This is a genomic window from Xanthomonas hortorum pv. cynarae, assembly GCF_002939985.1.
Classification (GTDB): domain Bacteria; phylum Pseudomonadota; class Gammaproteobacteria; order Xanthomonadales; family Xanthomonadaceae; genus Xanthomonas; species Xanthomonas hortorum_D.
On record NZ_MDFM01000011.1, the window covers coordinates 146,813 to 157,903 of the forward strand.

General features: G+C 61.5%; 11 protein-coding genes and 1 pseudogene. 5 read left to right on the plus strand and 7 right to left on the minus strand.

What is annotated here, in order from left to right; genetic code table 11:
* Positions 1 to 118: 118 nt before the first annotated feature.
* On the plus strand, positions 119 to 1,015 hold the full coding sequence (locus XcyCFBP4188_RS09950) for an RluA family pseudouridine synthase (protein ID WP_104592035.1): 897 nt from the start codon (positions 119 to 121) through the stop codon (positions 1,013 to 1,015).
* A gap of 25 nt (positions 1,016 to 1,040) precedes the next feature.
* Here the strand turns inward: XcyCFBP4188_RS09950 and XcyCFBP4188_RS09955 are convergent, their stop codons facing one another.
* Positions 1,041 to 1,286 carry a helix-turn-helix domain-containing protein gene (locus XcyCFBP4188_RS09955; protein ID WP_014509625.1) on the minus strand — a complete coding sequence of 82 codons (246 nt, stop codon included), beginning with the start codon at positions 1,284 to 1,286 and terminating at the stop codon, positions 1,041 to 1,043.
* Positions 1,287 to 1,397: 111 nt separating this feature from the next.
* Between XcyCFBP4188_RS09955 and XcyCFBP4188_RS09960 the strand changes: the two genes are divergently transcribed.
* The gene (locus XcyCFBP4188_RS09960; protein WP_104592036.1) at positions 1,398 to 1,694 is read left to right on the plus strand and encodes a hypothetical protein; all 297 of its coding nucleotides are present in this window, start codon (positions 1,398 to 1,400) and stop codon (positions 1,692 to 1,694) included.
* 47 nt (positions 1,695 to 1,741) lie between these two features.
* On the opposite strand, the gene XcyCFBP4188_RS09965 is transcribed toward XcyCFBP4188_RS09960, so the two are convergent.
* The 3 genes from XcyCFBP4188_RS09965 to XcyCFBP4188_RS09975 form a co-directional block, all read right to left on the minus strand.
* The gene (locus XcyCFBP4188_RS09965; protein ID WP_104592037.1) at positions 1,742 to 3,076 is read right to left on the minus strand and encodes an XVIPCD domain-containing protein; all 1,335 of its coding nucleotides are present in this window, start codon (positions 3,074 to 3,076) and stop codon (positions 1,742 to 1,744) included.
* Between the two features lie 28 nt (positions 3,077 to 3,104).
* Positions 3,105 to 3,863: a hypothetical protein gene (locus XcyCFBP4188_RS09970; protein ID WP_104592046.1), complete on the minus strand. Its 759-nt coding sequence runs from the start codon at positions 3,861 to 3,863 to the stop codon at positions 3,105 to 3,107.
* A 205-nt stretch (positions 3,864 to 4,068) separates the two neighbouring features.
* The gene (locus tag XcyCFBP4188_RS09975) at positions 4,069 to 4,524 is read right to left on the minus strand and encodes a hypothetical protein (RefSeq protein WP_167393526.1); all 456 of its coding nucleotides are present in this window, start codon (positions 4,522 to 4,524) and stop codon (positions 4,069 to 4,071) included.
* Positions 4,525 to 4,827: 303 nt separating this feature from the next.
* Here XcyCFBP4188_RS09975 and XcyCFBP4188_RS09980 point away from each other — a divergent pair, with 303 nt between their 5' ends.
* The gene (locus tag XcyCFBP4188_RS09980) at positions 4,828 to 5,229 is read left to right on the plus strand and encodes an antitoxin Xre/MbcA/ParS toxin-binding domain-containing protein (RefSeq protein ID WP_167393527.1); all 402 of its coding nucleotides are present in this window, start codon (positions 4,828 to 4,830) and stop codon (positions 5,227 to 5,229) included.
* An 82-nt stretch (positions 5,230 to 5,311) separates the two neighbouring features.
* Here XcyCFBP4188_RS09980 and XcyCFBP4188_RS09985 read toward each other — a convergent pair.
* Positions 5,312 to 6,938, minus strand: a pseudogene (locus XcyCFBP4188_RS09985) (alpha/beta hydrolase).
* Positions 6,939 to 7,345: 407 nt separating this feature from the next.
* Here XcyCFBP4188_RS09985 and XcyCFBP4188_RS09990 point away from each other — a divergent pair.
* Both XcyCFBP4188_RS09990 and XcyCFBP4188_RS09995 read left to right on the plus strand, forming a co-directional pair.
* A complete protein-coding gene (locus tag XcyCFBP4188_RS09990) occupies positions 7,346 to 7,597 on the plus strand; it encodes a helix-turn-helix domain-containing protein (protein WP_074056315.1) in 252 nt (83 codons plus the stop codon).
* Entirely contained in the window at positions 7,594 to 8,871 is a 1,278-nt protein-coding gene (locus tag XcyCFBP4188_RS09995) for a HipA domain-containing protein (protein ID WP_074056316.1), read from the plus strand. Before XcyCFBP4188_RS09990 ends, XcyCFBP4188_RS09995 begins: the two co-directional genes overlap by 4 nt.
* Positions 8,872 to 9,078: 207 nt before the next feature.
* Here XcyCFBP4188_RS09995 and XcyCFBP4188_RS10000 read toward each other — a convergent pair whose 3' ends face one another.
* Both XcyCFBP4188_RS10000 and XcyCFBP4188_RS10005 read right to left on the minus strand, forming a co-directional pair.
* Positions 9,079 to 10,164: a ParA family protein gene (locus XcyCFBP4188_RS10000; RefSeq protein ID WP_218972681.1), complete on the minus strand. Its 1,086-nt coding sequence runs from the start codon at positions 10,162 to 10,164 to the stop codon at positions 9,079 to 9,081.
* Between the two features lie 81 nt (positions 10,165 to 10,245).
* Positions 10,246 to 10,545 (minus strand): hypothetical protein, encoded by a 300-nt coding sequence (locus tag XcyCFBP4188_RS10005; protein WP_104592048.1) that lies wholly within the window; start codon positions 10,543 to 10,545, stop codon positions 10,246 to 10,248.
* Between the last annotated feature and the right edge of the window lie 546 nt (positions 10,546 to 11,091).

The following is an 11,091-nucleotide window of genomic DNA, read 5'->3' on the forward strand; positions in this document are numbered from 1 at the left end:
CGCCCGAAAGTCATTCTTCACCGATGAGGTGCGCATGCCTCTGCACAGACCGAGCAACAGTCAAACGCGGGCAAAGTACGATCCAGCCCTATCTGTTCGAGCGCGAATCGCTGTCGCCATGGTTTCAACACGCCCGATCCTTGATGGTATTCCCGCCAGCCACTTCCAGCTCCCGATGGGAACCTGGGCGACGGTGCTGGAGGCGCTATGCGCGTGTTTCCCGAGTGTGGATGCCGCCACGTGGCGTGACCGCTTCGCGCGTGGGCGTGTGCTGGATGCGAATGAGCAGGTGCTGGAGGTATCAGCGCCGTATCGATTAGGTGCGGAGATCTATTACTTCCGCGAGGTTGCGGATGAGCCCGCCATCGCGGCGACAGAAACCGTGGTGTATGCCGATGCGCATGTGGTGGTGGCGTGCAAGCCGCACTTTCTGCCCGTTGTGCCAGCCGGCGTCTATGTGCGCGAGACACTGCTGACGCGGTTGGTGCGGCGCTTCGATAACCCCGCGTTGGTGCCGCTGCACCGCATTGATCGCGATACTGCGGGGCTGGTGTTGTTTTCTGCTAATCCTGCAACGCGCGGGATTTACCAGGCGCTGTTCCGCGAGCGACGCATCCGCAAGCACTATTTGGCAGTGGCACCGCCGCTGCCAGGGCTGATGTTTCCGTATGTGCATCGCAGCCGGCTGGAGCCGGGCGAGCCGTTCTTCCGCATGCGCGAGGGCGTGGGCGAGCCGAACAGCGAGACGGTGATCGATGTGGTCGCGCGCGGCGCAGACATGTGGACGTATCGGCTGGAGCCGGTCACCGGGCGCAAGCACCAGTTGCGCGTGCACATGGCCGCGCTGGGCGCGCCGATTCTGCATGACCGCTTCTATCCCGACCTGGAAGATCAGCGGCCCGATGACCCGGCACGGCCGCTGCAACTCTTCGCGCATACGCTGGCATTCGATGACCCAATCACGGGCGAGCCGAGACACTTCACCGCAACTGTCGGGCCAATGAAGCAGCCATAAGCAACCGCACCACGTTTCTCGGGTGCTACTTCAGCTCCTGCTCGAAGTCGGCCACAAACGTGCTGACCGATGCACCACACGCGTTGCAGAAGTCGCGCAGTTGGAGAAGATCCATCCGCCGTTCCCCCCGCTCGACATCACTGACATAAGACTGGGGACGGCCCAAGGCGGTACTCAATTCGACCTGGGTCAGCCCGGCGGCGAGACGCAGCTCGCGCAGCTGCCGCAGCAGAATCGCGTAATCCTTTTTGTGGATCGACTTGGTGGGCATGGCTGCAAACGTGAAAGTCTGCTGCGACGCTATATCCCCTTTTCAAATATCCGAAAAAGGGATAAATTCAAGTGGCGGACATCTCGTCCGCTTACGTCGAGGACGGATGCCATGACGACTACAAAAACTCGCAAGACGACTGCGGCAGAGGGCAGGGCGCAAACGCACGAGGAACACTTCACCTTCGGCGTCACCGTCGAGCAGATCGACCGATTCCATACGCTGTTGCGCACGATCACTGCGCAAAGCGACATGGTGGCGGTGTGCAGCGGCAAGCCGCTGGACGCCACCAGTCTGTCGGTTCTGGGCGAGAGCATCTTCAATGCCGCCCGCGCGGTGCGTGGCATTGTCGATGAGATCGATGCGCAGCGGCTACACGCTGGTGGTGGCGCAGACCCAACTGCCTGACTTGGCGCGGCAGGAAGTCGCACGGGTACCGGCTCCAACAACCAACATCAAACGCCCAGTGTGCGCCCACCTTGCGTTGGTGCCTCTTGCTGTTGAGCCAACGTCTGCGCGTTCTGCTGCTGCAACTGCTGGCGCTGATCGATCTGCGCCAGTTCGCGGAACGAGGTTTCCACTGGCGTCGTAACCGCCTGGTCGGTTGGCATGTGCGCGCGCAGATGCGCTGGGTTCTTGGGATCGCCTTGCACTACGAACACATATTGGCCTGCCTGCGCATCGCTGCCGTCTTGGCTTAGAGACACGTGGTCCACACGGTCGAGCCCATTGGCTGCCGCCAATGTGGTCAGGCTGGCGGTCATGCATGCGCTGCGCTGGTCGGGTTGGCGCCCGAGTTGGCGGTCCAGTGCATCGACGCCGGCGCTACATTGCTGATGCAGCGCGAACCGTGGGTGACCGGGTTGGTCGGGCGTGACGCCGGACACGGCGGTCGCTACCTGCGTTGCCTGTGCCTGCGCATTGGACGGCGTGTTGTCGGACAACAGGTAAGGGCTGCGGACGATGGGCAGGTTGCGATACGGGTCATCGGGATGGAACTCGCGCCTCAGCTCCTGCCGGTCCAGCCTGAGTTGGCGCGTGTCGTTGAGCTCCTGCAGTTGGGTGGGATCTCGAATCGGTTGAGATGTGGGCATTTCCCCTGTTGAGGTCACCTGGGTCCATTGTTTGGAGCGCGCGTCGTATAGCGCATAGGAACTGACTGCCCCAATCCGGTCTGGATCCGTGTTGGGCAGTGCCTGGGTTGCCAATGTTCTTGCCCCAGCCATGTGCCCCATGTACGCCGTCGCATCCAGCTCCTGGTCGTTGTAGGTGTGCATGGTGTCCCAGCTGGTCGTGCGCATGCGCGACAAGCCAAGGGCCGTGTTGTCCAGCATCATCGTCCAGGCTTGTTCCGCTTCGCCTTCGCCGCCATGGCGCCGTGCGGCTTGCAGAAACTCGCGTGGCGTCCAGGCGTTGGGATCGATCTGGTGCGCTTGGAAGCTGCGGTCATGCACGTCCTGCACGTCACGGACAGGGAGATTGAGTGCAAGATCCGGGCGCCCGGCATCCAGTTGGCCCCGGCGTTCGTCCAGATCGTGCCGCATGAGGTCGACGCCAAACTGATTCCATTCGCGCTCGCTCATCCTGATGCCGCCGTTGCGTGCACGGTTGTCGGCGAAGATGTTCGCGGTCGCTCCGGGCGCGTTGTCGTTGCGCACCACACCTAAGGCAAGCAGCCCGTAGCCGTCGTTGCCATCCTTGTGGGCGAGGTAGTTCCAATACAGCTCGCGATTCTCCTCCCGCGCATAGGCAGAAAGAATCCGAAGATCGTCTTGCGTCAGTTCTGGCATGCATCACCTCCTTGTCGCTGGCAAGCGCTCAGGTGCCGGCGGGCGCCGGCATGAAGTCTTTCAATGCACTGCGCGCGCGGTCCTGGATCTTCTTCCAGTCCTTCAATGCAACGCGCACATAATTGATCTCCACCGCGACCTTCATCTCCGGAATGACGAACACGTGCTCGCAGCTGGGAAGTTCCCGCTCCTTGCTGCGCACAAGCTTGCCCTCGCGTAACTCCACGCCGGACGGTTCGACCTCGCGGGACGTGCACTTGATGATGATGTCGATGTTCCCTTGTGCGTCGCGGCTGACATACCAATCCTTGTAGTAGCTTGCCTCCATGATGGAATTGGACGGTTTCAGTCCTTGCGTCAGATAGTGCTCGCGGTACGCAGTGACGTTGGCGTAGTAAGGCGTGAGCCCATCCTTTTCTTCGCCCTTGATGCGCGTGTTGATATCCGCTTCTGGGGTGTCCTGCGTTGCGCCGTCCTGCGTGTACTGCCGCCGAAGAAATGCATCGGGGTCCACGCGGTCAAGATAGCGATAGCCGATATTGACGGTGCGGGTAGCCACGTCCAACTTCAGGTGGGCACGCTCACCAGGAGCGAACGCGTTCAACTCCGGGTATTCCAGATACAGCCCGAAGCTGCCATCGAAGTTCGGCCCCATCTGGTCGTCCAAATAGTTGGCGGGAATCTGCAACTTGTACGGACCCAGGCACGCCTCCATCACCGGCGGCGGGCTGGTGCCGGGGTCTTGCGGGCCGCCACGTTGCCGGACGCACCCTTGTTCGTTGGTCATGGTGTTGGCGCCTGTTTGCGTTGCGCTGCAGCCCGGAACGGAGAAGCCCAGTGCCATGCATGCAAGCCCGGCCAAGGCCAGTGGGTGTCTCATGCATCCTCCTGCGCAGCATGCTGGAGTTGAGTATAGGCAGAGCCCGGACTGCAAGCGACGCAACTACATTGCGTGCAGCCGGGCGAATCGGTACCGCTATCGCGCGTCAGCCTCAACGCACCTTGTACAACACCGCCGCACCCGGCCTGGGCTCGAACATCGGCACGGTCTGCTGCTTGAGCGCGGTGCCCTTGGCGTCCCACACCAGGGTCTCGACGGGGTAGTCCTCGTTGCGGGTCATGCTGCCGATCTGCTTGACGATCACCGCCGAGCTGGCGGGCACCTCCGGGTTCCATGCGAACACGCCCAGGCGGCCGTAGAACACCGCCGGCGCGGCGGCATCGAGGCGGCGGTCGGGGCACATGACCAGGCCGCGTTCCAGCATCACCCGCAGCGCGCCCACGGGCACGGCCTTGACGGTGGGCGAGGTGCGGTCGGTGCTGTGGCCGGGGCAGACATTGGCCGAGCGGGTGAGCATGTCTTCGACCACTTGGCGGTCGGGTTGGGCCACGGCCGGCAGGGCGGCGGTGGACAGGGCAAGCACGGCGAGAGCGGATTTCCAGGGCATCTGACAACTCCTCATGAGGTGACACTCCAATACTGCAGCCCTGCGGGCGGGCTGCTGCCAGTGACGCGCCCGGATGCTAGCAATCCGGGCGTTAAACACTGCGAACAGTGGCGCCGCCCTTCGGCAGGCGCGTCCCACCAGCAACCGGCTGCCGAAGCCGTCGCCAGGTCAGCAACGCCGCCCATGCCGGCCGATGCGGAATGTAACGGCTGCTGACGCCCGCATCGCCTGTCAGGAGACTCCTGATTGAGCGGCGAGGGCGGGGCAGATAGCGTGCGCGCTATCACATCGTTGGACTGCTTTATGGAACGTGCCGACCTCATTGCATCACTGCTCACCGGCATGCGGCGTGCCGAAGATTTCCGTGCGCAGGCGTCGATCTACAGCACCGCGCACAGCCAGCAGATGGAGTTGGATCACGGCAAGGCCGCCGACGCCGAGCTGGTGCTGTCGCTGTTCGCCTTCACGCCGGAGCACCTCAGGCTGCTGGGCAGCGCCGGCATCGAGGCCCTGGGCGAGATCGTCTGCCACGCCTGGGCCTTGAACGGCGGCAACAACGAGGCGCTGATCGGCTGGTTCCGCAAACCCATGAACGCACTGGACGGGCAGACACCCGCCGCCCTGGTGCGCGGCGGCGGCCTGCAGGTGCTGCTGCTGGTGCTCAGGCAGCAGCTGGAGTGGGAGTTGCCCAAGCGCTCGGCCTGAGCTCCGACACTGCCGGCCGCCGCGCTTTGGCGTGTGCACGGCTGGCCCGCCGATCGACAGCGCCGGCTGTGCATGGGCGCGCTTACCGCTTCGGTCGCGCCACGGCGTACATCTCCCAGGCGATCTTCTTCATCAGGGCGCTGCTGTCGTCGCCCTCCTTGTACAGGTCGAAGTGGGTGCGGCCTTCCAGGTAGCGGAAGTCGCTCTTGGCGCCCAGGCCGTCCAGCACCGCCTGGAATTTATGCGCGGCCCCATCCAGGTAGAACGTATCGGCGGTGCCGACGATCAGGTGGATCTTGCCGTCCAGATCCGGCTTGAGCGTGGGCCATTGCGCGGCCACGCGCGCAGAAATGTCGTAGTGGGTGCGCCAGTAGGCCACCACGGCCGGGTCCACCTTGCCGGTGTCGCGGTCGAACATCGGCACCGGGCGGCCGTCGGGCCCGCGCGGGGAGAACACCCAGTCGAACGAGGTCATCTGGCCGCCGTAAGGGCCCAGCACGCGTTCGAGCTTGGCGAAGGTTTCCAGATCGGCAACCACCTCGCCCTGGTCGCGGATCAACGGGAACTGGCTGCCGTCGGCGCGCCGGTAGACGTTGGCATTGGGCGCGTACAGATCCGGCCCGGTGAAGTCGCGGAAGTCGCTCGAATCGGGCGAGGTGGACCAGGTACCGCCGAACAGCTTGGGGTAGCGCGTCTGCAGCCACAGCGTGGCCCAGCCGCCTGAGGAATGCCCGTTCAAGAACCGGCCGCTGGCCTTGCCGTCCATCTTGTACTGCCGTTCCAGCGCGGGGATCAGCTCTTCGGTCAGCGCGGTGCCCCAGGGGCCGTTGTTGACCGAGTCGGCGAACTCGTGGGTGCCGGTGGGCGTGGCCTGGTCCAGGAACACCCAGATCATCGGCGGCATCTGCTTGGCCGCCATCGCGCTCCAGGTCGCCGCGATACTGCCGGCAAAGCGGTTGTAGTTGCCGCCGAAGCCATGGGTGACATACACGGTGGGATAGCGGGCGGCGGCCTTGGTGTCGTAGCCGGGCGGGGTGAGCACGCGCGCGCGGATGGAGATCGGCCTGCCCCAGAAGGCGCTCAGTGACGGGCTCACCATCGAGGCATCCGCGCTATGCAGCTTGGCCTCCGGGACGGCATCGCGGATTGCCTGCGGTGCACGCGGCGACACCTGCCAGGGGGTCGTCCGACACCGGCACCTGCTTGCTGAGCCTCAGCGTGGGCAGCGGCTTGCCCTTGCCCGGCGTCACCGCGGTGACCTCGCTCAACAGATCGCCGCCATCGCGGCCGGCATAGCCGTAGCTATGGTCCGGATCCAGCACGGCCTGGAACAGATACTCGCCGGCCGGCAGCGCAGAAAACGCGCTGGGGAAGGCAATGTTGTCCAGGTCGATCTCGACGCTGGCACCGGGCGCGAGCGCGGTCACCTCCTGCGCCGCCACGGCCACCGCCGTTGGGCGGAACGGGCTGACGTCCACCGCTTCCACCTTGCCGGCTTTGCCGTCCTTTCCGTCCTTGGCCGCGGCCTGGGCGTCCTTGGCCAGGGTGGCAAAGACCAGCAGGCGCCCGGACACGGGCTGATCGCTCGCCCCGTCCAGCGTGACACGCAGCAGGCGATGGGCCGCTGCCGGTTCGGCGGCGTGTGCGGCGCAGACGCACAGCAGGCCAACGGCCAGACCCAGGCGGGGCGCAAGACGATGCAGAGACATGCAGATCCTTTGGAGCGCAGGTGGATGAGGCGGGCACACACGGCCCTGCGCAGACTGTAGCCAGTTCCCGGCCGAACGTGCGCCGCCATCGCGAGGTCTGGTCAACGTATCCGACCTGCCTGTCGTGGGATCTCCGGCGGGCGGTGCGAGCAGCGTAAGTGATCAACGTGCAGTCGAGGCAGTTCAAGGCATCTCGCGTCGTGTGGCGATGCAACTGGGCAAGTCGCGGGCCGCTTTTCCCGCCCTGCACGACGACAAATGCGTAAGATTCGAAAACTAAAGTCAGCGTTAGTTTCCGCGGGGCGTATGCCTTGAAAATAGCCAATCTAATGTCTGCGTTAGATTTCACTTGTTGCCATAAAATTGTGGGGTTAATCTAAAGTCCGCTTTAGATTTGGCCATTCGCTATGCGCGTCCCAATCGACCAGGCATCCGACATCGGCGCCTACGTCCGCGCTGTTCGCAAGGCACAAGGCTTACGGCAGGACGACCTGGCTGCGCTGGCCGGCACCAGCCATGTGGTGCTGGGCAATGTCGAGCGCGGCAAGGACACCGTGCAACTGGGCCGGGTGTTCGAGCTGCTGCGGCAATTGGGCATCCAGGTCCAGCTGGACCTGCCGATGGAGCTGCCGGCCCCTGTAGACAAGCACCCCGAATGAACAATGCCGACGCGCCACGCAGCCTGGAGCTGTGGCTGGGAAGCCGCCGCGTCGGCGAGTTGCGGGAGCAGAGCAATCTGTGGGTGCTCGCGTACGACCAAGCGTGGCGAATGGATGGCTTCGACCTGTCTCCTGCGTTGCCGCGCAGCGCCGGCGAGATCATTGATGGCGGCAGCCAGCGTCCAGTGCAGTGGTTCTTCGACAATCTGCTGCCCGAAGAGGGCGGGCGCCGGCTGATTGCCAGCGACGCCGGCATCGACGCGGCAGATGCCTTCGGCCTGTTGCAGCGTTTCGGCCCGGAGTCGGCCGGCGCGTTGACCTTGCTGCGGCCAGGCCAGCAACTGCCGCCGCCTGCGCTGCAGCCGTTGACCGATGCGGAGTTGTCTGCGCGTATTCGCGCGTTGCCTCGGCAACCGCTGACCCACGGCGCACCCAAGCGCATGTCGTTGGCGGGCGCCCAGCACAAGCTGGCGGTGGTGCTGGATCGGGAGCAATTGTGGGAGCCAGTGGGCACGGCTGCGTCCACCCACATTCTCAAGCCCGACCACGAACATGTGGACGACTATCCACACAGCGCGGTCAATGAATGGTTCTGCATGCAGCTGGCCGCTGCCTGCGGACTGCCGGTGGCGCAGGTGGCCGTGCGCCGCGTGCCGGAGCCGGTGTATCTGGTGCGCCGCTTCGACCGCCTCGGCGATGGCCTGCAGGCACAGCGCCGTTACGCGCTGGACGGCTGCCAATTGCTGTCGCTGGATCGCCTCTACAAATACCAACAAGCCACCAGCGACAACTTGCGCGCGCTCGAACGCATCAGCCGCATGCCCGCGGCCACCCGCATCGCGCTGCTGCGCTGGCAGTTGTTCAACTTCTTCATCGGCAACAGCGACGCCCACCTCAAGAACCTGAGCTTTCTGCGCGGCGCCAACGGCTGGGAACTCGCCCCGCACTACGACCTGCTCAGCACCAGCGTCTACAAGGCGCCTGATTGGGGCGTGGACGAGCTGGTCTTCCCGATGGGCAATACTCGCCGTTACGCCGCCATCGGTCGCGATGATGTCGCTGCATTTGGCGACTCCATCGGCGTGCCGCGAAAGCTGGCATTGCGGCATCTGGATGAATTAGCGATCGCGATCAGGCGGGAATCGCACGCGCTGCTGCAGAGCTACGAGCAAGGTGCCACGCACGCGGTGGACCCCGGTGAGGCGCGCCTGCTGCGGCAGATTGTGTTTGGGCCAGTGACGGATGCATTGAAAACGGTGGAGTTATTGCGTTAGTCCCTGCATGGCGAATAGCTGTTCTGTATTCCATGCCGCAAGGTCAGGCCCTGCATTTGCAACATCTAGTTCTGGATTTGTGGATAAAAACGGGCTGACCGAGGAGTCAGTGGGTCCGCTCTATTTTTCCGAAGTGTCAATTTCAAAAGAAAACTCTAACCTAGGCTCGGTTAGAGTTTCAAATTTAGATAATCGCCAACTAGCCATTCAATTTGTTAGCTTAACTATCGACTCTGCGAGTGCGGTAAAAACTCGGCCAAATTCCGCTCGACTTAGTTGCATGTTATAAAGGATCTCTCCGGTCTGCTCGATCATTTGATCTGAAAGCGCAAAAACTGGAACACTATATTTCTGAGATTGGGCAACTAACGAGTTGAAGTCAGATATGTTTGCTAAGTTGAAAGGGAGTGAGCCTGGAACGCTCGCTTGAAAGCGCTTGAAAGTTACAATCATTTTCTTTGCGTTCAAGGCAGGTGCTAGTTCTTCATCTACAGCCTTATCGATACGATTAATCCATAGCTGAAAAGATTTCGCGGGAGCGCCATTGCGTGGGCGATACTTTTGTGACAAGAAGCCAAGCATGACTGGTGGTTCTATCGGGATCGGATAGATAAGCTCTTGATCTCGAAAAAAACTAATCTCTTCAGACCATCGGGGTATCGTCTTGGCGAGTGATCTTACGGCTTGGACGCAAAAGAAATCGGGTGCGGTTGGTACAATGAAATGGTCGCTTGCCATCAATATGCACTGATTAAGGGCGCCTACGCTTGGGCTCATATCAACAAGTACATAATCAGCGTCGATAGAGTTGCCAGTGAGACGAATCAGCTCTCCAATACTTCCGGGCAAATTTCGAATGGCAGGTATTGAATTACGCGTTGTTAATGCAACACTCAGCTGAGTTTCTGCCTCAGAAAGAGCTATATTCCCACACAAGATGCTGAGATTATCATGCGCGGTTGACGCTGGATTAGAAGGCTCCAGCCTTCTGAGATCGCCATCTATAACTGGCTTTAGCCCAGCATATATGTCAGAGTTGGGGAACTGTAAATAATGCTCTTCAATATCGGTGTCGTCAGTATATCCGAGCGCGAGAGCGGTCAAGTTGCATTGTGGATCTGCGTCAACTAACAAGACCTTGTAGCCGAGTTCAGCGAGCTTCCAACCTACATGGAAGGTAGACGTAGTCTTGCTGACGCCTCCTTTGTGGTTGAAGAACGAAATAATTTTCATAACTTTCCCCTGGTATTTTGAGCCATCCTGTTGGCCTGCCAACGATGGTCGCACGCTCATTGGAATTTGTCTCCAGGAAGTCTGCGCCTACTTTGCCAGCAATTAGCGCAATACAAAACAACTGGACGGCCCAAAGTCCCGTCATACCTGTGCGGAGCCAATGTGCTCGATCATTTTCTGCAGAGTCATGCGTGCAGATGATGCCAGGGCTCGCGAAGCGTAAAACAAGCGTTCAGTTAGGTCACCGCCGAGTCCTGCCTGACCACTGGCACAGGCGGACTCATCTGCTTGCAGTAACTCCAGCAAGCCGTGCAATCCACTTACACAGTGATCCAGCTGCGCGCACTGCAGCGCTAAGCCGAATTGCATCGGCAAATCGGACCAGTGGATGCCTGTGGTGCTTTCTGCCGCACGTGCTTCATCCAGGCGACGGAAGAACACATCCTCTGGCGCGTCTTGTTTGTTGGCTTCGTGTCTCTGATGCATCGATTCTATTGCGTTAGCGATGCGGGAAATGGTGTCTATGGGAAGATCGCTGGCAACAGATTGAATCGTGGTGCGCAGCAGTGAGCTTGTGCTGCTTGTGTTGGCAGGTCTGACGCGTGTCATTGGAGTTCCTCGGAGAGTTGAGGTCTGCCACGTCGCTGCTAAACGAAGGTGGCGGACGATGCGCGGTTAGCAGACCGGTCCGAGGGCCGGCAGGCCTTACGGCCTCCGCGCACCGCCCGCCATAAAGCTGGCTGGCACGCGAACACCACGAACGACAGACATAAAAAAACGCCTGTCATCCGTCGATGGGCGCTGGTGCGCCTCGGAAGGTTCGGACTGCTAAATCCGGCTGCGAGATTGGCCGCAGCAGTGAGGATCGTCCTCGCGTGTAATGCGGTTGTCAACTAGGGCATGTTAACACTAATGGCCCGAGCGATTAAACTATTGAGCATGGAGATCACGCCAGCACAATTTTCTCTGATCGAACACTGCCTGCCG